Source organism: Nitrosomonas sp. JL21 (assembly GCF_009833095.1).
In the GTDB taxonomy this organism is placed as follows: domain Bacteria; phylum Pseudomonadota; class Gammaproteobacteria; order Burkholderiales; family Nitrosomonadaceae; genus Nitrosomonas.
On sequence record NZ_QRCB01000009.1, the window covers coordinates 158,137 to 180,175 of the forward strand.

Sequence of the window (22,039 nt, forward strand, 5' to 3'; positions counted from 1 at the left end):
GAGGGCTATCACATGCAATTCAGACAAATCCGCAACGCAACGTTGAAAATCAATTATGCCGGCAAGAAATTCCTGATCGACCCCTGGTTAGCAGGAAAAGGGGCGATACCAGGATTCGGCGGTACGATCAACGATCACATCCGCAATCCGACGGCCGAACTGCCGATCCCAGTCAGCGAAATCGTCGATGTGGATGCAGTCATTCTGACGCACGACCATCCGGATCACTGGGACGATACAGCCCGGCAGGCTATCCGCAAGGACATACCGTTTTTTGTGCAGCACGAAAAAGATGCGCAGGCGGTAAGGTCAGCAGGGTTTAATAACGTTCGGTTACTGGATGAAAATACCGATTATGAAGGCATAACGCTGATCAAAACGCCGGGCCAGCATGGCAGACCCAAGGTGCTGGAGGACATGAAAGCATTGCTTGGAGAAGTCAGTGGTGTCGTGTTCAAACATCCGGATGAAAAAACATTCTATATCGCCGGAGACACTGTCTGGTGCCAAGCGGTCGAGGATAGCCTGAACAAATACCACCCGGATATCGTCGTGCTGAATAGCTGCGATGCTCAGGTCATCGGCAACGAATCGATCATCATGGGCAAGCAGGATATTTACGAAGTTTACAAAGCCGTACCTGAAGCGACGGTCATCGCCAGCCACATGGAAGCGGTGAATCACGCTACCCTCACCCGAAAGGAACTGCACGAGTTTTTGCGCGAGAAGGCCATGACGCAGCGAGTATTGGTCCCCGAAGACGGCGAGTCCTATACTTTTTGAGTCAAGACTGAAGCCAGCGTGAATCTATGTTGCCAGATCGTTCAACTTGAAATATTGTCTGATTGTTCACGAGCATTGCCATGCGATCATCATTGAACGTAAAAAAACCGACTCTTTCACGGGATTTCATTATGTCCACTCCGTTAGTCGCAGTGATTGCTTTCAACCATTTCAGTCCTTTTCACTTGTCGGTACCGTGCATCATTTTTGGCGATCTGCTGCACGACCGGAAATTATTCGATCTCAGAATCTATGGATATGAATCCGGCAAACTGCGCTCCGGCGAAGGATTGACGGTTGAATCGACGCTCGACGCGGACGAATTGGCGCACGCCGATATCATCATCGTGCCCTCCTGGCGCGATCCAGCCGAAAGGCCCGAGCAGTCCTTGCTCGATGCCTTGGCGACGGCTTATGCGCGCGGCAGCCAGATCGTCGGATTGTGCCTGGGCACGTATGTGCTGGCACATGCCGGGTTGCTAAAGAACCGCAAGGCTTCGACGCACTGGGAATTCGAGCAGGATTTCATGCGCCGCTTTCCCGATGTGAAACTGGACAGCAACGCATTGTATGTCGACGATGACCGCTTGATTACCTCCGCTGGAACTGCCGCCGGTATCGACTGTTGTTTGTATCTGGTGCGGCAGCGTTACGGCAGTGTGATCGCCAACAAACTGGCCCGGCGCATGGTGATTCCGCCTTACCGAGACGGTGGTCAGGCGCAATTCATCGAACGCCCCGTTCCCATTTCAACGCAGGACACCCGGATCAACACGTTGCTGGATTACTTGCGAAATCACTTGAATCAACCGCACGCCCTGGACGAGCTGGCACAGTACAGCAAAATGAGTCGCCGTACGTTCACGCGACAGTTTTACAAGGCCACGGGAATGTCGGTGGGAGAATGGCTGATAGCGGAACGTTTGCATCGCAGCCAGGAACTGCTCGAATCCACTTCCCTGTCGATCGATGCCATCGCAGCGCAGGCCGGTTTCCAGTCTGCCACGTCGCTGCGGCAGCATTTCAAACAACGCTTCGATGTCACGCCGGGTGAATGGCGCAAAACCTTTCAGGGTAAACAGCCACCAGCAGCCGTAGCTCCCGTGTCTGATGATTCATATCCGTCCAGTATCTCTCCTGATGGACGTACTGGCGGCGCTTGACGAATATCTTGAAATAAGCGATCAAACTTTCTTATTTTTTCAATTTCATTTTTGGAGCACTATTTATGGTTGGTTATGTTGACGAAGTCGTCATTCCCTACGATCGCGATCTGGGACCGGTGCTGTTTGAACATTATGGATGCGATACCGCGCGACGTGTTGCAGAGCAGTCACCCGGCGATGTGCTGGAAATCGCTGCCGGCACCGGCATCGTTACCCGGCATTTACGTAACCTGTTGGGCAAAGACGCCCGCCTGACCGCGGTCGACATCAGCGACTCGATGATGGATCTTGCGCGCACGAAATTTCTCCCCGGTGAACAGGTCACGTTCCAGAATGCCGATGCCACCGCATTGCCGTTCGACAACGAAGCGTTCGACGCGGTAGTTTGCCAGTTTGGCATCATGTTTTTCGATCAGGAAACGGCATTCCGCGAAGTGTACCGGGTGCTGAAGCGCAAAAGCCGCTACCTGTTCCGCGTCTGGGATTCGGAACGTTATAATCCGTTCGCCAGTCTGAGCTTTGAGGTATTGAAGCAATTCTTTCCGTCGGATACACCCCGGTTTCTGTTTGATCCCGTTTCCTGCCACCAAATCGATCCACTCAAGGAGCAGTTGTTAACCATCGGCTTTGACCCCATCGTGATCTCGGTTCACCGCCATGAGTATGACATTTTCGACGTATCAGCCTTTGCGCGCGCATTGGTGTACTCGCCCGTGCTGTTTGAGATCAGAGATCGCGGCGGTGTTGACCCGGAAGAAATCGTCACTGCATTGGCCGAAGCGTTCAAAAGGGAATACGGCTCGAGCCCGATGCGCTACCCGATGCAGGCCATCCTGTTCGAAGCGGAAAAACCTTGAGGTCGCTATTCGCCTTGCCCGGTGTTAATGATGATGGTGGTGTTCGTGTTTCTGCGCTTGCGCAGGCTGTTCGGATGACGGTGTAGTGCCGATTCGATAGGTATCATGACAGGCCACGCATTTGCTCATGGCGTCGCTCAACTGCCGCAGTGTGAGCTTGGGGTCTTTTCTGGATTCCGCATCTGCGGCAATTTGATCGAAATCCTGATGCAAGGACATGCCCAGTTGCATGAATTCTTTGGGTAGCACACTCTTGAAATGATCCTCGGCTTTATGCGCCATGCCTAAGCCCAGGGGGCGGGCAGACTGGGCAACCGATGCCATGTCATCGGTTGAGAGCGCCATCAGGATATTTCGCGTGCCCGACAACAACGCGCGCATTTCCTCAAGCACATGATCGCGCTGCGCTTCGGAAAGTATGAGGGTTTGCCGATTGTCTGCGTCTGCAGCGACGGCTGACGTAGAAATTAACAAACAAACGATGATTCTTCGAATTTTCCGCACGTGACGCTCCTTGATAGTGAAATCGAGGTCTGACTGTAGCAGCCAGATGCGTTATTCTGCAACAGGTTTGAATTCGGCGCCGATCGCGAAATGCGTTACGAACATGCAGCAGCGGCACTTGCACGAAAGTGGCGTACAGCAGCACAGCCAGTACCGACCACAACAAGGTTTCCAAATATGGTTTGATCCCAGGCCAAGCGCCACCTGATATCAAGCCGGCCATGATCGCGATGAGATAAATCCAGACCTGTCGCCGCTCAAGCGTCAAGCGATCCATCAGCCGCGCACTCGCAATATCAGCAATGTACCAGCCAGCATGAATCCGGCAGCCAGGGCAAAGGCCAATTCCGGAGAAACCATCGTCCAAATCACCCCGACGGCTGCGCTCGACAAGAACTTGGTCGTGCCGTTGACGGTACCCAACGCACCGATGCTCATCGTCATGGTTTCTGCCCGAACGATATCCGCAGTCACGGTGGATTCCAGGGCTTCTTGCACGGCCACGTACAAACCGGCGATAAAGAAAATACCGGCCAGCACTTCGATGCTGTCAACCGCGAACCAGAATGCCAGCGCAGTCGACACTGCAGTGACGGCTCCCAGGAAATAGCCGGCTACAAGGATGGGCAAATGGCCAATACGGTCGGCCAGCCACCCCACCGGCCAGGAAACCACAACCTGCACGGCGTTGCGCCATACATACAACAATCCCGCCACTTGCGCCGCCTGCACTACGCCCATCGACGGGGTGAGCAGCGTGGTGGCCGCCAGGATCAGCAGCGCATGGGAAAAATCACCGATGCCAAAGATGCCCACTGCACCCAGATACCGTTTGAACCGTACCGGCAATCCGCGCAATGTGTCGAAAAATTTCAGCGCCGGATTCGGTGAATGTTGCGGATCTTTGACCAGCCACAGAAAAGCCAGCACCGCCAGCACACCGGGAATGACCGACAGCCACAATACGAAACGAAACGGTCCGGCAGTGTCTTCCCAGTGCCAGTCTTGCGCCAGTCCCAGCAACGCCACGCCCAGCAAAGGACCGAGCACCGCGCCTATCGTATCCGCCGCGCGATGAAAGCCGAAGGCGCGTCCGCGCGTAGCCGGGCTTACCGCTTGAATCACGATGGCGTCGCGCAATGGGCCGCGTAAGCCCTTGCCAAACCACGACACCACCCGCCCGAGCAGAATGAGCACCCAGCCAGAGGACAATGCGATCAATATCTGGCCGACCGGCGTCAGTCCGTACCCTACCAGCACCAGCAGCTTGCGGTGTCCCAGCTTATCAGCGATGTAGCCCGATACCATTTTGGTAAAACTCGCCACTGCATCGGCAACGCCTTCGATAAAGCCCAGCATCGCCGCCGGAATGCCGAGAACCGCGAGAAAACCCGGCAAAATCACTGTCGTCGTTTCGTAGCAGAAATCGCCCAATGCGCTGGTAATGCCTGCGCCTGCAACCGTGCGGTTAAACCAACCTTTCGCATCGGAAGGCTGGAGATCATTCTCCGGCATCGGTTTCTCCGGTCATGCCGAACTCGATCGGCGTTTTGACGTAAAACACTTCCACACCTTCCTGCTGCAGATGCTGAAACATGCACTCCGCCTGTTGTTCGCTGACAGCCATCGTCACTTCGACCGGCTGATCAGTCAGTTCAAAGAAGTGCGCGGCATGCAGCCTGCGATCGCGTCCGAAGCCCTCAGCCGCAACCATCAGCGTTGCGCCGCCAATTCCCAGCTTCATGGCCGCTTGCAGTAACCACTCTCCGAGCGGCTGGTGACTATGCTGGCGGTCTTGCTGGGTAAAGAAAGTCAATTGATAACCTTTCATGGCATTCTCCTTGGAATCAGACGGCTTTGAACGCGGAAACAGTCGCCAATCCCAGCATCGTCATTACTAAAGAACCGATCACATGCGCGCTGATTGCACCGGTCGCCCACAATATGCGCCCTTCCTGGATCAGCACCGTGACTTCGGCGGAAAACGTAGAAAATGTGGTCAATCCGCCCAAAAAACCGGTAATGACAAATAAGCGCCATTCGGGCCCAAGCCCGGAATGATTGGCAAAGATGGCAAGCGCTACACCGATCAGGTAGCCGCCGATAAGATTCGCCGCCAATGTACCCAGTGGAATGGCTGGAAACAACGCGTTGAGCGATATCCCTAACAGCCAGCGCAGCACCGCGCCGAGAGAAGCACCTAAACAAATGGCTAAAAGCGAATTGAAAATAAATGGAACCTCAGTCAATTGAGTTTGCCATGTGTCATCACTCGTTCACACCCAGCGCAGCATGACGACATGATCGCTACATCATTGGGTTTGAGTTGACGACTCAGCGTTAGGATTTTGTTTCAACAACGGAATCACAGCCTTTTCGAGTTTGCCCTGATTGACAAGCCCCAAGTAGGTTTCGACAATCTCGCCGGAACGATTGATGACCACCGTATACGGCAGCACCGACATTTTGTTGCCGGCAGCCTCGACCAATGACCAGGCACTCATGCTGCCGACCAGTACCGGATAATTGATGCCGAACTCCTCGCTGAACGCTTTGACTTTCTCTGCTTGATCGAGTGCAATACCGACAAACACTAAACCCTGTTCGCGGAATTTCTCCTGAGTTTCAATGAACTCCGGGATTTCTTCCTGGCATGGAATGCACCAGGTTGCCCAGAAATTGACCACCATCACCTTTCCGAGCCATTGCGACACCGCTTGATCCTGTCCTTGCATATCCGGCAAACTGGCCGCAAGAATGGCTTGCGCACCCTGCTGGCTGATCTCGTTCGTCAAGGGAATCTGCGGAACAGCGCTGAAATGCGACCGCACCCAGATACCCGCAGCCAGTGACACTGCCGCCACCGCTGAATACAACACAATCTGCTTCATTATTGACATCAATGTATCCTTCAGAATTGAAAATGCGCTTTTTTACCGCAGATCATTGCTCAGGTCATCGGAACATGACCATTCGAAACAATCCTCTGCATTCGCGCATACTTGGAATTAATGGGATGGAACGCTTGCAACCGCGTGTGTGGGATATACCTCAGATCAATACGGCATTCAGTACCGTCAGAAAATCCTTCTTATTCAGAAAGCCGATGATCTTGATGTCAGGAACATCATTACCTTGGCGATCGATAAACAGGATCCCTGGAGGTCCGAACAACTTGAAACGTTTGAGCAGCGCCGCATCATCCGGCGTGCCATCGGTCACATCAATCTGCAGCAGAACGACATCCTGCAAGCGCGACTGCACTTGCGTATCGGATAACGTAAAACGCTCCATTTCTTTGCAGGAAACACACCAATCGGCATAAAACTTCACCATGATGTATTTATCCTGGGATTGGCGGATATAGTCATCCAATTCCGCCACCGTTTTTACCCGCTGAAACGGCAAATTCTGATAACTTCCAGTCGCAGCGCCATTCATGTCGATACTGGTCGTGCTCGCCGTGGTCACACCCAGTTTTGACAGGGGTTGCAGCATATCACGGCTACCCGACAACACACCGATCAATAAAGCAACGCCGAGCAACAAGGCAATGACGCCGACGCCTTTGAGAAACTTTTGCAATCCGGAAGCTCTTTCAGGCAAGGGATCAATGGCATGCAGATAAATCGCTGAAATAATCAGCAACGCCGCCCATAGCAGCATATGCATCACATCGTTGATCACCGGAGAAATCAACCAGATCGCGACCCCCAGCAACAGCACGCCAAAAAACCGCTTGATCGATTCCATCCACGCACCGGCTCTTGGCAATAATGCTCCCGCCGAGGCGCCCAGCAGCAATAACGGCACGCCCATGCCAAGCGCCATCATGAACAATGCCGAGCCGCCGAGAACGACATCGCCGGTCTGGCTGATATACAACAATGCTCCGGCCAGCGGGGCTGCGACGCACGGGCCGACGATCAGCGCCGACAAAGCGCCCATGCCGAACACACCGGTCAACTGGCCACCTTTCAACTGCCCGGCTTCCTCGGATAACTTGGTTTGCAGTGAACCCGGCAATTGCAATTCGTAAAAACCAAACATCGAAAACGACAGCAATACGAAAATCAGCGCAAATGTTCCCAGTACCCAGGCGTTCTGCAGTGCAGCGGACAACATCGACCCCGACAAACCAGCAGCAATGCCCGCAATGGCATAGGTAATCGCCATGCCGAGGACATAGGTCAATGCCAGAATGAATCCATGACGCTTGGTCACATGCTTGCCGCGATTGGCAATGATGCCGGATAAAATCGGAAACATCGGAAACACGCAGGGCGTAAACGCCAGCAACAGGCCGATACCGAAAAAGCCGGTCAGGATCAGCCAGAAATCCCCAGTTTGAAACATCTGGTCGATTTTGTATGCTTCCGTTTCAATCGCGGGTGCCTTCGAGGGTATCTGAAACAGCTCAGCCGTAGCATCAATCCCAGCCGCAGCGGCTTTGCTGCTCACAGTTTCAGCAACTGCTCCAATGGCGGCCTTCACAGCCGGCAAGGTCAATTCAACGACTTTATGAATCGGTGCATAGCATACGCCCACCGGCTCATTACACCCTTGATAAGTTGCAGTCAGCGTAACCGGTTGCTCCGTGCCTGGATCGTCGCGCTTCAGAGAAATCACGGCCTGAACCGGACTGTAATAAACTTCGGTCTGACCGAACGTCATATCGTCTTTCATCTTACCGGGCGGTAAGGCAACATTCTGAACGGTCATGCCCTCCTGTTTCGGTTCAAACGCGATCTTGCCGCGGTACAGATAGTAATCCTTTGCCGGCGTCAAATGGGCAATCAAAGTAGTGCCATCGCGAACTTCGACCGATATTTTGAAAGCCTCATCCGGCGGCAATAGCTCTTGTGGATTGGTTTGACCCAGGTTGATACCCAGACCCTGCAATTTTGAAAACAGGTTGAAAGACCCTGTTTCCTGCGCAGACGCGTGCGTTCCGGTCAAACAGGCCAACAGTAACAAAAAATGGAATAATCGCATCGGTATACAGTAATATTTAATCAGTAGCGGAGGTTTCTGTGGCTATCCACTGCAAATAAGCAGGTAAGCCATTATTTATAGGAACCAGAATTACTTCCGGAAGTTCATAAGGATGCATCATCTTGATCAACTGTTCAACCTTGTCATAATGCTGTCGTTCGGTTTTGATCAACACAGGTATCTCATCCGCCGATTCGATCTTTCCTTGCCAGCGATACACCGACGCGCACGGACTCAGGACATTCACACAAGCAGCCGCACGCTGATCGATCAACGCCTCGGCACATAACAAAGCGGATTTTTTATTCGGAAAATTGCTGATGATAAGTACGGGTTCCATAAAAAACTGCTCATAGATCTACAATTGCAGATTTTACCTTGCTAATCGGCTCAGTGGAAAAATGAAATAACGAACGTTGCCAACTGGGCATCTCAGGCCAATAGGCATATACTTCACAACAATGTTACTGAAAGGAATTGAGCACATGAAAGGACTCTTCAATCTGGTCATCGCATTATCGATCATCACACCCATCACGATTTTTTTTGGCTATATCATCATGGATGAAGGCGATCAATTTACCGCTGAGCATTATATGGTCACCGGGCTCAGCACCATTCCCTTCATTTTTGCGTTGCTCGTCAAGTTTCTGATGTCGGGAGCGGACAGCAATAGCAAATAACACTTCAAAAGCTTCCTATCAGCGGAATTCTTGTCAATGTAACACGCGCCGGGTAGGCAACCTGTAATTGGGTGAGAAAGCTCAGCTTATGTGGAATAAATGAGTATTTCGAGCCTATTTCCAAACAAGCGCACCAGCTTGGCAACCGCAGCAGGATTTGACGTTTTCTTAAATGCATGAAACCACTACATTAAAGAGTTTTTAGCATTTTTTGGTATTGCTTCTCAGCGCTTTTCCCCGCATCAATACTCACAAAGAAAGTTCTAAAGAGTCGGTGTTATTTTCCGTATGAAAATTCCTACGAATCATCAACCACGGAGTAATTGCCATGACGCTGCTAAATCAAATGAATATGTCCCATAAACTGACTATTCTGACGGTTTCTTTACTGATTATAGCGGCTGTGCCGATGACGCTTTACGTCAACACGGTGATCCACGATCTCGATATCACCAAGCGCGAAGCAGCCGGTACGGGGCCTATCATTGCATTACAAAAAGCCGTGCAATATGTTCAACAACATCGCGGCCTCTCGGCTGCATTTTTGAACGGAAATGATGCGCTCGCCAACCGCATATCCGAAACCCAGCGCGAATTGAACAAAGCCGTCGAGGTCGTCGATGTCAAGCTCAAGGAAGCCAACATATCGGCTCAAAACGTTTCAGTTTGGTCAAATCAAAAGCAGCGCATTCTCGACATTCAAAGAGCGATCATGGCGCGTCAGCTCAAAGCACCTGAAAGCACCGCACAACATACCAAAATAGTTCAAGAACTGATGCTCTTCAGCGAAGAAATCCTCATCGAAGCCGATTTGTTGCTTGATCCTGTGAAGCATACGTATTTCCTGATGAATGCAACCATGTATAACGCGCCAAGGTTAGCGGAAAATATCGGTCAAATGCGGGCAGCCGGCACATCGCTTCTGGCTGCGGGAAAAATTGATGTTGAAGGCCATACTAAATTGGCGGGGATGTTCAGCAATGTCAATCTGTTCTTTTCCGATTTCATGCGCAATGTCGAGAGAGCCATGCAATCCGATGCCGACATGAAAGCCGAGCTTGGGTCAAAAGGCAATGAAGTCAAGGCGATGATTGATAAAACACTGCATATGACGAATCAGGAATTGCTACAAGCAAAAGAACCAAAAATGCCCTCAGCAGATTATTTTGCAGAGTATACCCGCACGATCGATGCGATCTATGATTATAATTTTCTTGCCGCCGACTATCTGGTAAAAACACTTCAATTGCGGCAAGAACATCTGCAACAGACGCTATATTTCGCGATAGGTATCCTGATGGCTACCCTCATCGTCACGATCATGTTTGCAATCTTTATCGTACGCGGCATCACCCGTCGGGTGCAAGAAGCCATCAATATCGCCAATGCCATAGCCAACGGCGACCTCACCCACCGGATTGAAGTAACTTCAACGAATGAAACCGGCCGACTACTGCAGGCGTTACAAACGATGGAGACCAACCTTATAGATCTGATCGGCAAAATACGCGCGGGAGCGGATCAAATCACTACGGCTTCGGGTGAAATTGCATCCGGTAACTCGGATCTCAGTCAGCGCACCGAAGAGCAAGCCTCTAACTTGGAAGAAACGGCTTCATCAATGGAAGAATTGACCTCCACCGTCAAGCAGAATGCCGACAATGCGCGCCAAGCCAATCAACTGGCGGCCGGCGCTACCGAAGTCGCGATGAAAGGCGGTACCGTCGTCGGGCAAGTGGTGCAAACGATGAATTCGATCAACGAAAGTTCGAAAAAAATTGTCGAGATCATCAGTGTCATCGATGGCATTGCCTTCCAGACCAATATCCTGGCGCTCAATGCCGCCGTCGAAGCAGCGCGTGCCGGTGAGCAGGGCCGTGGATTTGCGGTGGTAGCGACAGAAGTACGCACGCTGGCGCAACGCTCCGCAGCAGCCGCTAAAGAGATCAAAGAACTGATCAGTGATTCTGTGTCTAAAGTGGAAAATGGCACGCACCTGGTTGATGAAGCAGGCGCCACGATGGATGAAATCGTCACTGCCGTAAAACGCGTGACCGATATCATGAGTGAAATCTCAGCCGCATCGCAGGAACAAAGCTCGGGCATCGAACAAGTCAATCAAGCCGTAACCCAAATGGATGAAGTCACGCAGCAAAATGCAGCATTGGTGGAAGAAGCGACGGCCGCGGCGGAATCGATGCAAGAACAAGCACAAGCATTAACGCAAGCGATCAATACCTTCAAACTATCGGGTACCCACTCGGAGCCAACGATGGCAGTCAAGCGAAACCGTCGTCCGGCTGCCGTAGCCAAATTGCCCAACCGTGGCCCAGCAACAAGGCATGCGGCGCAAGCAGCCGAAATGAAGACTGAAACAGCCTCAACTCAACCGCGCAAAATGGCAGCAGGCGGTGGTGGCGATGATTGGGAAGAATTTTAAGGAACGCTAATTCATTCGGCGGCGAATGAAATGAAACGGAAGCTGCACGGAACAACAACCGAGACCCATGCAAAAAATAGGCGAGAAAGAGAGTAACGCGCAACGAAGCAATTCGCTTTGCAGTCAATCAGCGCTTCCCTAACCATCCATCAGCGTGCCCTGCGAGCAAGCACAGGCGCGCTGATACGCCAAGCCCGCAACCGCCAGATCACCCAGCGCCAATCCCCGAAAAGCAAAAGCCATGCGCTCTTCGGCAGTGCTGCGACCGGGCACGGTTCCAGTCACCAAACCGGTCAAATCTCCCGCGATCAGTTTCGGATCGACCAGCGGCTTTGCCATACTGGCTTCCTGTTCCACATCATCAACGATGATACGATCCAATGCCGACATACTCTCAGCCAGCCATGGCGCAGCCAGATCCGTCATGGTCACGAATGCGCCCGGTTTCAGCCAACGCGCATCCAGAAATGGTTGCAGTTGGGGCGATAATGTCACCGACGTAACGATCAAATCAACCTGTTGGATCGTTTCTTGCGCAGTGTGCGGCGTAGTGACCGGCAATCCCATGCTTTCCACCTCATGGCAAAATGCGTCGCGGCTGGCCGCTCCCCGTCCAAATACCCGTACTTCCCTGAGCGGAAACAACGCTGAAAAAGCCTGCAAATGACTGCGGGCCTGGACACCGCAACCGATGAAAGCAATGCTTGACGCGTCTGGTCGAGCAAGCCGTTTGGCAGCCACCGCACTCAAACCGGCAGTACGCATGGCGGTCACCCAGTTGCCGTCGAGTATCGCGAGCGGTAATCCGCTACGGCTATCGAGCAGGGTCACCAACGCATTGATGCTTTCCAATCCATGATTAGGATTATCCGGATTCAGCACCAACGCTTTGACGGCAAGATACGGTGGATCATCGGCAGCCGCCAGGGTAGCCATCATATAGCGGCCATCGGGTGGCGTAATCACCGCTTTGGGAGCATTCCACACGTACTGCCTGCGGCCCAGCAATAAATGCTCGATGCTGGCAACCACATCCTGTGGCGTCAATGACAGCGATTGCAGCACATCCCTGGAAAGGTAGCGAATCGACGGCGAGGTTTGCATCCTGCGTTTCCTGTGGTGATGGGTCTGTTTGAACTTTACCGCAATTTCATTGCCTTTGTGCAGTAATCAAAATTGATCATAGGAATCATCAAGATCAACTGCTATAATACCCGACCCCCCACACCGTACCAACTAACAGCTTATTTTTTTGAGGAATTATCATGTCTCGTCCAATCCGCAATATCGCCATTATCGCTCACGTTGACCATGGCAAAACCACGATGGTTGACAAATTGCTGCATCAAGCGGGCACCTTTGCCGCACATCAGCAAATTTCCGAACGTGTGATGGATTCCAACGATATTGAACGCGAACGCGGCATCACCATTCTGGCCAAGAATTGCGCGATCGATTATGAAGGCATACACATCAACATCGTCGACACACCCGGACATGCCGATTTTGGCGGTGAAGTCGAACGCGTATTGTCGATGGTCGACGGGGTGTTATTGCTGGTTGATGCGGTCGAAGGTCCGATGCCCCAAACCCGGTTTGTCACCAAGAAAGCGCTTGCCCTCGGTTTGCGGCCAATCGTCGTGATCAACAAAATTGACCGTCCTGGTGCCCGTGCCAGTTGGGTGGTCGATCAGACCTTCGATCTGTTCGATAAGCTCGGCGCCAACGATGAGCAATTGGATTTTCCGGTCGTGTACGCCTCCGCATTGAATGGCTTTGCCACTCTCGATCAGGAAAAACCGAGCCCGGATATGCGTCCGCTGTTCGACACCATTCTTAAACACGTGCCCGCGCCCACCGGTAATCCCGATGAACCGCTGCAACTGCAAATCAGCGCGCTGGATTATTCCAGTTTCGTCGGCCGCATCGGCATAGGCCGGATCCATCGCGGCAAGTTGAGGCCTAACCAGGAAGTCATGGTGATGATGGGCGACAAACCGCCGAAAAAAGCCAAAGTCAATCAAGTGCTCGGCTTCCAAGGATTGGAACGGCTACAGATGAAGGAAGCGCTGGCAGGGGATATCGTACTGATCAACGGCATCGAAGAACTCAGCATCGGCACCACGCTGGCCGATGTCGACAAGCCTGAAGCGTTGCCGGTGCTCGCAGTGGATGAACCCACTCTGACCATGACCTTTCAGGTGAACACATCGCCTTTTGCCGGCCAGGAAGGCAAGTTCGTCACCAGCCGCCAGTTGCGTGAGCGCCTGGAAAAGGAGCTGTTGACCAATGTCGCCATGCGGCTGGATGAAACCTCCGAAACGGATTCATTTTTGATCTCCGGGCGCGGCGAATTGCATCTGACCATTTTGCTGGAAAACATGCGCCGCGAAGGCTACGAACTGGCCGTATCGCGCCCGCATGTCGTGATCCGCGAAATCGATGGCGTCAAATGCGAGCCGTTCGAAATGCTCACGGTCGACGTCGACGAAGCCAATCAAGGCGCGGTCATGGAAGCCCTGGGCGCACGCCGTGGCGACTTGCAAGACATGGTGTCGGACGCCAAAGGGCGGGTGCGGCTCGATTACCGCATCCCGGCACGCGGCTTGATCGGTTTTCAATCCGAATTCATGACCATGACCCGCGGCACCGGTCTGATGAGCCATGTATTCGATGAATTTGCGCCGATGCGTCCGGAAATTCCACCGCGCCGCAATGGCGTGCTGATTTCGTCGGAACACGGCGAAGCGGTCGCCTATGCGTTATGGAAACTGCAAGACCGCGGCCGCATGTTCGTCAGTCCCGGCGATCGATTGTACGAGGGCATGGTGATCGGAATTCACAGCCGCGATAATGATTTGGTCGTCAACCCGATCAAAGGCAAGCAGTTGACCAATATCCGCGCTTCCGGCACCGATGAAGCAGTGACATTGACGCCACCGATACAGCTCACGCTGGAATCCGCGATTGAATTCATCGCCGATGACGAATTGGTCGAAATCACGCCCAAGACGATCCGCATCCGCAAGCGCTTCCTGCTCGAACACGAGCGCAAACGCGCATCGCGCGTCGCGGCCTAACCACTCAGTATCATTCGTTTGATTGCAGCGGGTAAATATCCTTTTTACCCGCTGCATTTCACGAAACTCTCTCCACCTTCTTCTCAGCATTCCTTAAGCTACCGCCACATCACCGACAAGCCGCCAGTTTGACGAACTATCAGACTTTATTTTATAGTCGATACAGAAATACCTTTCATTTCTGCACCCAGCAGCACGAATGCGCGTTTTTCCCAATACAATAAGGAGATCGACAGCATGAAAACAATCACATCATTTCCCTCAAGATCTGTTCAACCACCCTTTAAAACCTCAAGACGGTTTATCTGGGCCGCAATCGTCTGCATTCCGGTGATCATTTCCGGCTGCAGCATCGGCGATAAAATCGATAAGGTCACCGATACCGTCAGCGACGTGACCGGCAATACCGTCGCTGCCTTGAATGACGCGATCGATGCGTTGGATCAAAATTCATCGTCATGGCAGGCAGTGCTACAGCAAACCACCCAGAAATTGACTGCCGATGCCCAATCCACCGTGCGCAATGAAGTTTCGGATTTGCTTAACCGCAGCGTAGCCGCAACTGGCACGGAATTGCGCTGCAATGTCGACTTCATCGGTTCGCGCGTGCGCCAAGCCCTGGTCAGGATACGCGCGCGCCTGCTGCATCAGTCGGTACCCGCGGTTGAACCCGCCTTGTGCCACGTCGTTCCTGCCGCAGTCGACATGGCGCTGGACTCCAGCCGCCGCAACAAACTCGAATTCTTTGGTTACGATTTTGATACCACGCCGATCAAAGTCTCGCTGCACAGCAAATCCGGCACGACCGACGTGTCATCCAAACTGGACCGGCTTACGCACTATCACATGACGCTGAATCTCGGTGCCAATGGTGTGCCGCTGTCCAGTAGTAGCGACCGCCTGACGCTGGAATGGGAAAACCGGCCGATTTCCAGTATTGCGGTCATTCAGCCCGCTACACCGATCTGCCGTGAAAAAACGGAAACTTATACACGCAGCACGAATTTCTCGTTCACACCGCCGCATACTCGCGGTGATCGCGAATATTCCGGTCATGGACCCGAAGTATGGGCCACAGCGCGCTGGGTCAAAGAAGATACCCGGGTCAACTTGCATCTGTGGATGAAAGCTCAGGAGACGCGCAGCGATTGGACGACTGCGGAAGGAGAACGCATCGAACCGTACTACAATGCGCCATCGGGTTGGCGCATCGATAGGATCGAAAGCGGCACGGAAAGCTCAGCGCACTATATCGATACCGATCACAACGATGATCCTCAAGGCAGCGGGCCCAACGGTCCGGTCAAATTATTCACCTTCCGCGGCGATCGCGATGGCGATGATGCCGGCAGTTATACCAGCGTCGAGGTAGACTTCAATCCGCTGGTCGTCAAATTGGTAGAAACCGCCAACTGCGCACCGTCTTCAGCGGTTAAATCGTTGGAAATCAAAGATCTGATCGCCCCAGGTACGCTGCGGCGCTTTCAACCCATGATGTTGAAACTCAAACCATAGCACACGCACGTTCGCAACATAATGCCGCCGGTTTTCACCCGGCGGCATTAACTCAAATTTTTATCAGAACTGCAATTTAGCTGCGGCTTCAATACAGCTACTTCGATACTTTATTTTCGTTCCGATGCATGGGCTTCAGATTTCGCGTTCTTACTGCTCAGCAGATTGGGCGGTGGACCGATCGGCTCGAATTGTTTGAGCAGCGGCACGTCATCCTTGTTGATTGAGCGCAGATCCATATCATACGAGCCGTGCGGCCCCCAACTGCCGGTAAATTTCTTGCCGTCCGGCGTGAACGTCCAGCACATATCCTCGCCGCCAGTATTGATCGCATCGCCGAGATTCACCGGCTGCTGCCATTCGCCCTCGGCATTCTGCTGCGCAATCCATTCGTCATGCCCGCCGCGCGAACCCAGATCGGTGCGCATGCTGGTGATGATCAGACTCTTGCCGTCTTTCGACAACCCAGTCCAGTGCATGTGATCGCGCTGCGGTGAATTGATCTTCGGTCCCAGGCTGACCGGCTTTTGCCATACACCATCCTTTTTCTCGACTTTCCAGATGTCGCTGTCCTGTGTTACGCCCGGTTGGTGATAACTGAAATAAATCAGACTATCGGATGCGATGATCGGGCAATGCTCCTCGCCAGTCGGCGTATTGATGCTCGGCAGCTCCGGTACGTCGTTCCAGTTTCTGGCCGCTTGCCACACGCCATCGATTTTCTGCACCACGTACAGATCGCCGGATAACATATTGCCCGGCTCGTAGCGGGTGAAATAAATCACGTTGCCATCATCGGAAAAACTTGGCTCCAGATCCCACGCCGAAGTATTGATGTTCGGCCCGACCTTGGGATCGATTCCCGGCCCCAAATGAACCGGCTCCTGCCACTCACCATCGGCCAGACGCGACATCCAGATATCGAAACTGTAGTTCCCCCCGGGCGACTGAACACTCCCCTCCCGCGTCGACACAAAAATCGCCGTCTTGCCGTCGGCGCTATGGGTAATTTCCATCTCCGACCCTGACGTATTGATTTTCCCGCCGATGCTGTTGGAAACCCGCGGATGCTCCGTAGCCGCTCCGCTGCTGAAATCGTGCATGCCGGGCATGGCGTGGGAAATACTGGGTGTCAAAAAGAACAGCAGCGACACGGAAAAAAATTTCTCTTTCATTTATTAACCTCGCTTTTTGAGTTACTCTGGCTCCTGTAAGAATAGGCTGATCTATCTTGTATCACAATTCAATTTATCGCTAGTGATGTAAAGAATTGTTATGGGTTGTAAAATTCAGCTCTTCTCTTCAAAACGCAAGAAGCTCAAGCATGTGGAGATGGAGCGTAACATATTGGCAAAGGCTGCGGCCTGGTTTACAAACAACAAAGATTAATGGGAAAGCGTACCAACTAATCAAGGCAAAGGTGGTAAGCCCAGCTCCTTGAGAAACTGGTTATGCTTACCGGTATTCTCGACAATTTTTTCCTCACACTTAACCAACTCGGCGTTGACAGCCTGCAAATCAATTTTTTCCTCTGCCGTTGCAGTGCTCACATAACGCGAGATATTGAGGTTATAGTCGTTTTTCTCGATTTCCTCCATCGACACCCGGCGCGAGTAGCGGAGCTCTTCCTTGCGGTATTGGTAGGTTTCGACGATTTTGTCGATGTGCTCCGGCAGCAAGCGGTTTTGGCGTTTGCCTTTTTCGAAATATTCGCTGGCGTTGATGAACAACACGTCATCCGGTTTTTTGCAACGCTTCAGGACCAATATACAGACCGGTATACCGGTGGAGAAAAACAGATTGGCAGGCAAGCCGATCACGGTGTCGATATGGCCGTCTTTCAACAACTTGGTGCGGATGCGTTCTTCCGCGCCGCCACGGAACAGCACGCCATGGGGCAGAATGATCGCCATCACACCGCTGTCACTCAGAAAGTGAAAGCCGTGCAGCAGAAAGGCAAAGTCGGCGGCGGATTTTGGGGCAAGGCCATAGTTCTTGAAGCGGAAGTCTTCACTCAGGGTTTCGTTCGGCTCCCACCGATAACTGAACGGCGGATTAGCCACCACGGCATCGAATTGCAGCTTTTTGGCCGGATTCATCTCGTTGAGAATATCCCAGTCGTTGAGCAACGAATCGCCGTGGTGTATCTCGAATTCGGTATCCTTCACCCCATGCAGCAGCATATTCATGCGCGCCAAGTTGTAAGTGGTAATGTTCTTCTCCTGACCGTAGATTTTGCCGATGCCGTGGGGCCCGAGCTGCTTGCGCACATTCAGCAGCAATGAGCCGGAGCCGCAGGCAAAATCCAGCACCTTGCTCAGCTTTTGCTTTTTGCCCGTTTTAGGTTCCTGGCTGTCCAGTGTGACAATTTCAGAAAGGATGGTGGAAATCTGTTGCGGCGTATAAAACTCACCCGCCTTTTTGCCGGAACCGGCGGCGAATTCGCCGATCAGGTATTCATAGGCATCGCCCAGAATATCCATGTCGGTGCTGAATTTTGAAATACCCTCGGCAATCTTCTGGATGATGGCGCAAAGCTTGGCGTTGCGTTCCGAGGGTTTCTTGCCCAACTTCTCGGAATGCAAATTAATCTCGGAAAACAGGCCTTGAAAGGTGCTTTCAAAGGATTTTTCTTCGATGTACTTGAAGCCTTTCCACAGCGTATCCAGCAGATCAGCATGCTGCGTGCGTGCCATTTCGGCGACGCTGCTCCAGAGGTACTGCGGTTCGATCACATAATGCACCTTGATGCGCATCTGTTTTTCGAAGTCTGCGGTATCTGCGGCGTTCTCTTCGTACCAGATGGCCAGCGGTGCGCGTTTGTCGCCCTCTCCAGAGGTTGGGTAATCATTACCCAGCTCCTTCTTCGCCGCTGTCTCGTAGTTGTCCGAAAGATAACGCAAGAACAGGAACGACAGCATATAGTCGCGAAAGTCGTCGGCATTCATCGCGCCGCGCAACTGGTCGGCAATATCCCAAAGCGTTTTGCCGAGTTGGTTCAGTTCTTCTTTAGTCATAGATTCCCTTTTTCCTTGCTGGTCGGCGGCAAGGTTTTGGTCGTTTTTGCCAGCTTCTTTTCTTCAGATTTCACCCGCCGCTCCAGCTTTTTTAAATCCTCTTCGGCAGGTAGGCTTTCCGGTTTAATGCCGCGCTGTCCAAGCATCTCACGCACACTCACGTTGTTTTGCACATGCTCATCGGTAATGGCCCGCTCGCCTTGCAAATTGGTCTGCGCCACATTGTGATTAGTCATCTCGGTTGCAAGATTTTTGGCGGCAATCGTCAGGGTGGGCAAAAAATCCGCCAACGGACGGCTTTTCACAATGCCGTATTTGTCTTTCATGGCCTGCGTGGTGTGTCCCCCAAACAAGGCGTGATCGCCTTTTGAGCGAATGCGGCCAAAACCGTCATCGTCCACCCCTCGCTCGAAGATATTTTGCGACAGTGACTTTTCCGATTCCCTCAGCCGGTCGCGGGCTTCCATCCGCGCTTGGAGTTGCATGCGGTCTTCAATTAACTCCTGCTTGCGGGTCTGCACCGCAAAATAGCTTTGTGCAAACGCAATCTCGGGTTTGCGCGGGTCGCCATTCTGCGCAATTAGATAACAGGCATAACGCGTAAGCATAAAATCATCAATCTCACGCATCCCACCCTTACCCAATTCAATCATTTTCGTGACGCCACGAAAATGATCAGAAACCGCATGACCAGAAGCCTCGCACGATTCCATTGCGCGATTGATAGCGGTCTGGAAATTTTCCCAGCGAACGTAACCCAGTTGCTCCTGTAAATCGCGCGCAAACCAGAACTCGATACCATCAGCATCGGCGCGCTGTGCCGCAGCCTCAAGATGATAGTGCAAAATTTGCAGTTGCTTATCCATGTGTAGCCTCTTCAATCAATTCCGGGAACAGTTCAGGGTTGAACCGATAGTTCGCCATAAAGTCGCTCAATATTTTTTTGAAATGCCGCTTGTTCTCCTCCAACATCTCGCGAGGCTCAAACAGCGAATAGTTGCCGTGGCTTAACACGTTAATCAAACGCGCATGTAGGATGCCGTCTTCATCGTCCTGCTTGATGCAAGCGGAAAAATTGGGGAAGCCGTGAAATGTGGCCGTCTTTTCCAAGATGCTGCGCAGGATATTGAAGTGATAGGTATAGAGCTGGTCTGTCTCTACTGCCTCAATTAATTGCTTGAGCAAAGCAACATGATGAAAAAACGGGGTTTCACTGGTGTAACGTAGTGTATAACTGCCAGAACCTTTATCGCAGCCGAGGAAATATGGCTGCAGCGGATTATTCTTTCCCCGCTCATTCAGCGTATTCCACATCACATTGAAAAACAGCGCATGGTGGGTTGAAATGACAGCCTTGATTTTCCCGTTCAAGTCTTGCAGCAGGTTTGCCAGATGACAAGCCACTGCAATGGCATTATTGTCGTCCAGCGATGAGATGGGATCATCGACATAAATGTATTTGACCCACGCATAGGCCTCTTGCTCGTCTATCGCCAGTTGAGCCACCGCGAGAAAGAAACACCAAACAAAGATATTCTCTTCGCCGCGCGATACCTTGATCGCGACCGGCTCGCCGTTTGCATCCCGGTCGCGGAAGAAAGTAATTTGCCAATCGGCGTAATCGATGAAAAAATTGAAGTCCGCATAGCGCTCCAGCAACGGGCCGATCCGGTTTTCCATTTCCAATTCTTGCAGCCCACCAAAGAAACGCGAATCGCGGTTCAAGCGCAACACCCGCCGCTCATCATTCTCCAGGTCGTTATCCCAGTAAAACAGGTCTTCAGTAAAGGCGTTGAAGTACAGCGTATCCCGCGCATCACCGTTCTTGCCCAGGTTTTTGAATTCCATAGACAGACGGGTCTTGCCCGTGCCGTTGTAGGCGAATAGCAAAATGTATTTCTTCTCTGCCAGCTTTTCGCGCAGATGCGTGGCCAACCGGGATAGATCGATAAAGTGGGGATCAGCGGCCGTCATGCGTCTGCCGCCTTGCGGTGCTTGATCTTGTTTTCCAGCGCTTTCAGCTCGGCTTCGTCCTGTGCATCGGCGGCTTGTGCTTCCTCGGCTTTGCGGCGCTGGTCGTAGTCCATAAACTGCGAGGTAATCTGTTGCTCCATACTGGCATGGCTGACTGAACCGGCACCGGCCAGCAAGGGAAAACCGTTGGCGGTAATGATCTGCCCGACGTTGTCGCGCCAGAAAGCCATGCTGGTAATGGTTTGGCGTTTAGCGCGCAGTTCGGCGGTTTCCAGAAAGATCACCACCAGGCGGTTCAGCGTGTCGATTTCGTCTTCGCTTAGGTAATTCTTGGCAATCAGAATATCCCGCTTGCGCACTTGGGACCCTTTCCAGGTGAGCAAACCAAAATGGTCATCGGCGGGGTTGGCGCGAGCGAGGATGATCTCGGCGGCGGTCTTTTGCGTCACCGCATACAGCAACAGGTTTTGTGCCGAGGCGAAAAACTGCTGGGTGGCCTGATCGGTCTTGTCGTAATCGGCTGCCAGCGCGAACAGGTCGCGCACTTTTTGATAGAAACGCTTTTCCGAGGCGCGAATATCGCGGATGCGTGCCAGCATCTCATCGAAATAGTCCGGGCGGCCATCGGGGTTCTTCAGCCGCTCGTCGTCCATGACGAAGCCCTTGCGCAGATATTCCGCCAGCACCGTGCTGGCCCAGCGGCGGAATTGCACCCCGCGTGGTGAGCGCACCCGGAAGCCCACGGCCAGAATGGCATCCAGGTTGTAGAGTGTGACGGGGCGACGTACCTCACGGCTACCCTCGGTTTGAACTGTCAAGGATTCCTTGACAGTTGCAGCGGAGTCGAGCTCGCCATCTTCAAAAATGTTCTTCAAATGCAGCGAGATGTTCTGCTTGGTAGCGTTGAACAGCTCCGCCATTTCTAACTGGCTCAGCCAGACTGTTCCTTGCTCGGCGCGCAGTTGCACCTGGGCTTGGCCGTCTTCGCTGGTGTAGAGGATGAGCTGGGTCACGCGTCCATCTCG

20 protein-coding genes are annotated in these 22,039 nt (G+C 52.6%); 7 read left to right on the plus strand and 13 right to left on the minus strand.

What is annotated here, in order from left to right; translation table 11 throughout:
• The first annotated feature begins 12 nt into the window (after positions 1-12).
• From ABF87_RS04425 to ABF87_RS04435, 3 genes are all read left to right on the plus strand, one after another.
• Entirely contained in the window at positions 13-783 is a 771-nt protein-coding gene (locus ABF87_RS04425; protein ID WP_160827917.1) for an MBL fold metallo-hydrolase, read from the plus strand.
• 131 nt (positions 784-914) lie between these two features.
• Complete coding sequence (locus tag ABF87_RS04430) at positions 915-1,946, plus strand: helix-turn-helix domain-containing protein (RefSeq protein ID WP_160827918.1); 1,032 nt, start codon at positions 915-917, stop codon at positions 1,944-1,946.
• A gap of 65 nt (positions 1,947-2,011) precedes the next feature.
• Complete coding sequence (locus tag ABF87_RS04435; protein ID WP_160827919.1) at positions 2,012-2,806, plus strand: class I SAM-dependent methyltransferase; 795 nt, start codon at positions 2,012-2,014, stop codon at positions 2,804-2,806.
• Between the two features lie 24 nt (positions 2,807-2,830).
• On the opposite strand, the gene ABF87_RS04440 is transcribed toward ABF87_RS04435, so the two are convergent.
• The 7 genes from ABF87_RS04440 to cutA form a co-directional block, all read right to left on the minus strand.
• On the minus strand, positions 2,831-3,310 hold the full coding sequence (locus ABF87_RS04440) for a cytochrome c (RefSeq protein WP_160827920.1): 480 nt from the start codon (positions 3,308-3,310) through the stop codon (positions 2,831-2,833).
• A gap of 276 nt (positions 3,311-3,586) precedes the next feature.
• On the minus strand, positions 3,587-4,825 hold the full coding sequence (locus ABF87_RS04445; protein WP_160827921.1) for an MFS transporter: 1,239 nt from the start codon (positions 4,823-4,825) through the stop codon (positions 3,587-3,589).
• Positions 4,812-5,141 carry a DUF190 domain-containing protein gene (locus ABF87_RS04450; protein WP_160827922.1) on the minus strand — a complete coding sequence of 110 codons (330 nt, stop codon included), beginning with the start codon at positions 5,139-5,141 and terminating at the stop codon, positions 4,812-4,814. The genes ABF87_RS04445 and ABF87_RS04450 overlap by 14 nt, the downstream gene beginning before the upstream one ends.
• A 16-nt stretch (positions 5,142-5,157) precedes the next feature.
• Entirely contained in the window at positions 5,158-5,541 is a 384-nt protein-coding gene (gene crcB, locus ABF87_RS04455; RefSeq protein ID WP_160827989.1) for a fluoride efflux transporter CrcB, read from the minus strand.
• Positions 5,542-5,622: 81 nt separating this feature from the next.
• Entirely contained in the window at positions 5,623-6,210 is a 588-nt protein-coding gene (locus ABF87_RS04460; protein ID WP_160827923.1) for a TlpA disulfide reductase family protein, read from the minus strand.
• Between the two features lie 151 nt (positions 6,211-6,361).
• Positions 6,362-8,305 carry a protein-disulfide reductase DsbD gene (gene dsbD / locus ABF87_RS04465; protein WP_160827924.1) on the minus strand — a complete coding sequence of 648 codons (1,944 nt, stop codon included), beginning with the start codon at positions 8,303-8,305 and terminating at the stop codon, positions 6,362-6,364.
• 16 nt (positions 8,306-8,321) lie between these two features.
• Positions 8,322-8,645 carry a divalent-cation tolerance protein CutA gene (gene cutA / locus ABF87_RS04470; protein WP_160827925.1) on the minus strand — a complete coding sequence of 108 codons (324 nt, stop codon included), beginning with the start codon at positions 8,643-8,645 and terminating at the stop codon, positions 8,322-8,324.
• A gap of 145 nt (positions 8,646-8,790) precedes the next feature.
• On the opposite strand from cutA, the gene ABF87_RS04475 reads away from it, so the two are divergent.
• Together ABF87_RS04475 and ABF87_RS15240 are read left to right on the plus strand one after the other, a co-directional pair.
• Positions 8,791-8,988 carry a hypothetical protein gene (locus ABF87_RS04475; RefSeq protein ID WP_160827926.1) on the plus strand — a complete coding sequence of 66 codons (198 nt, stop codon included), beginning with the start codon at positions 8,791-8,793 and terminating at the stop codon, positions 8,986-8,988.
• 328 nt (positions 8,989-9,316) lie between these two features.
• Positions 9,317-11,428: a methyl-accepting chemotaxis protein gene (locus tag ABF87_RS15240; protein WP_275689404.1), complete on the plus strand. Its 2,112-nt coding sequence runs from the start codon at positions 9,317-9,319 to the stop codon at positions 11,426-11,428.
• Between the two features lie 138 nt (positions 11,429-11,566).
• On the opposite strand, the gene ABF87_RS04485 is transcribed toward ABF87_RS15240, so the two are convergent.
• Entirely contained in the window at positions 11,567-12,532 is a 966-nt protein-coding gene (locus ABF87_RS04485) for an ornithine cyclodeaminase family protein (RefSeq protein WP_160827927.1), read from the minus strand.
• Positions 12,533-12,693: 161 nt separating this feature from the next.
• Here ABF87_RS04485 and typA point away from each other — a divergent pair, with 161 nt between their 5' ends.
• Both typA and ABF87_RS04495 read left to right on the plus strand, forming a co-directional pair.
• Positions 12,694-14,508: a translational GTPase TypA gene (typA, locus tag ABF87_RS04490; RefSeq protein WP_160827928.1), complete on the plus strand. Its 1,815-nt coding sequence runs from the start codon at positions 12,694-12,696 to the stop codon at positions 14,506-14,508.
• 237 nt (positions 14,509-14,745) lie between these two features.
• Positions 14,746-16,023, plus strand: coding sequence for a hypothetical protein (locus tag ABF87_RS04495; RefSeq protein WP_160827929.1), 1,278 nt, complete (start codon positions 14,746-14,748; stop codon positions 16,021-16,023).
• Positions 16,024-16,133: 110 nt separating this feature from the next.
• Here ABF87_RS04495 and ABF87_RS04500 read toward each other — a convergent pair whose 3' ends face one another.
• From ABF87_RS04500 to ABF87_RS04520, 5 genes are all read right to left on the minus strand, one after another.
• Positions 16,134-17,198, minus strand: a complete 1,065-nt coding sequence (locus tag ABF87_RS04500; protein WP_160827930.1) for a PD40 domain-containing protein — start codon at positions 17,196-17,198, stop codon at positions 16,134-16,136.
• A gap of 234 nt (positions 17,199-17,432) precedes the next feature.
• Positions 17,433-19,040: a type I restriction-modification system subunit M gene (locus ABF87_RS04505; protein ID WP_160827931.1), complete on the minus strand. Its 1,608-nt coding sequence runs from the start codon at positions 19,038-19,040 to the stop codon at positions 17,433-17,435.
• Positions 19,037-19,906: a DNA damage-inducible protein D gene (gene dinD / locus ABF87_RS04510; protein ID WP_160827932.1), complete on the minus strand. Its 870-nt coding sequence runs from the start codon at positions 19,904-19,906 to the stop codon at positions 19,037-19,039. Before dinD ends, ABF87_RS04505 begins: the two co-directional genes overlap by 4 nt.
• On the minus strand, positions 19,899-21,014 hold the full coding sequence (locus ABF87_RS04515; RefSeq protein ID WP_160827933.1) for an AAA family ATPase: 1,116 nt from the start codon (positions 21,012-21,014) through the stop codon (positions 19,899-19,901). Before ABF87_RS04515 ends, dinD begins: the two co-directional genes overlap by 8 nt.
• Positions 21,011-22,027, minus strand: coding sequence for a virulence RhuM family protein (locus ABF87_RS04520; protein ID WP_160827934.1), 1,017 nt, complete (start codon positions 22,025-22,027; stop codon positions 21,011-21,013). The genes ABF87_RS04515 and ABF87_RS04520 overlap by 4 nt, the downstream gene beginning before the upstream one ends.
• Between the last annotated feature and the right edge of the window lie 12 nt (positions 22,028-22,039).

Bases quoted from the DNA above. Each gene is read 5' to 3' on its own strand.
- ABF87_RS04435 (WP_160827919.1), top strand. From the start codon at position 2,012: ATGGTTGGTTATGTTGACGAAGTCGTCATTCCCTACGATCGCGATCTG.
- ABF87_RS04430 (WP_160827918.1), top strand. From the start codon at position 915: ATGTCCACTCCGTTAGTCGCAGTGATTGCTTTCAACCATTTCAGTCCT.
- ABF87_RS04460 (WP_160827923.1), bottom strand. From the start codon at position 6,210: ATGTCAATAATGAAGCAGATTGTGTTGTATTCAGCGGTGGCGGCAGTG.
- ABF87_RS04475 (WP_160827926.1), top strand. From the start codon at position 8,791: ATGAAAGGACTCTTCAATCTGGTCATCGCATTATCGATCATCACACCC.
- ABF87_RS04495 (WP_160827929.1), top strand. From the start codon at position 14,746: ATGAAAACAATCACATCATTTCCCTCAAGATCTGTTCAACCACCCTTT.
- ABF87_RS04515 (WP_160827933.1), bottom strand. From the start codon at position 21,014: ATGACGGCCGCTGATCCCCACTTTATCGATCTATCCCGGTTGGCCACG.
- ABF87_RS04505 (WP_160827931.1), bottom strand. From the start codon at position 19,040: ATGACTAAAGAAGAACTGAACCAACTCGGCAAAACGCTTTGGGATATT.
- cutA (WP_160827925.1), bottom strand. From the start codon at position 8,645: ATGGAACCCGTACTTATCATCAGCAATTTTCCGAATAAAAAATCCGCT.
- dsbD (WP_160827924.1), bottom strand. From the start codon at position 8,305: ATGCGATTATTCCATTTTTTGTTACTGTTGGCCTGTTTGACCGGAACG.
- ABF87_RS04425 (WP_160827917.1), top strand. From the start codon at position 13: ATGCAATTCAGACAAATCCGCAACGCAACGTTGAAAATCAATTATGCC.
- typA (WP_160827928.1), top strand. From the start codon at position 12,694: ATGTCTCGTCCAATCCGCAATATCGCCATTATCGCTCACGTTGACCAT.
- ABF87_RS04485 (WP_160827927.1), bottom strand. From the start codon at position 12,532: ATGCAAACCTCGCCGTCGATTCGCTACCTTTCCAGGGATGTGCTGCAA.
- ABF87_RS04450 (WP_160827922.1), bottom strand. From the start codon at position 5,141: ATGAAAGGTTATCAATTGACTTTCTTTACCCAGCAAGACCGCCAGCAT.
- dinD (WP_160827932.1), bottom strand. From the start codon at position 19,906: ATGGATAAGCAACTGCAAATTTTGCACTATCATCTTGAGGCTGCGGCA.
- ABF87_RS04500 (WP_160827930.1), bottom strand. From the start codon at position 17,198: ATGAAAGAGAAATTTTTTTCCGTGTCGCTGCTGTTCTTTTTGACACCC.
- ABF87_RS15240 (WP_275689404.1), top strand. From the start codon at position 9,317: ATGACGCTGCTAAATCAAATGAATATGTCCCATAAACTGACTATTCTG.
- ABF87_RS04445 (WP_160827921.1), bottom strand. From the start codon at position 4,825: ATGCCGGAGAATGATCTCCAGCCTTCCGATGCGAAAGGTTGGTTTAAC.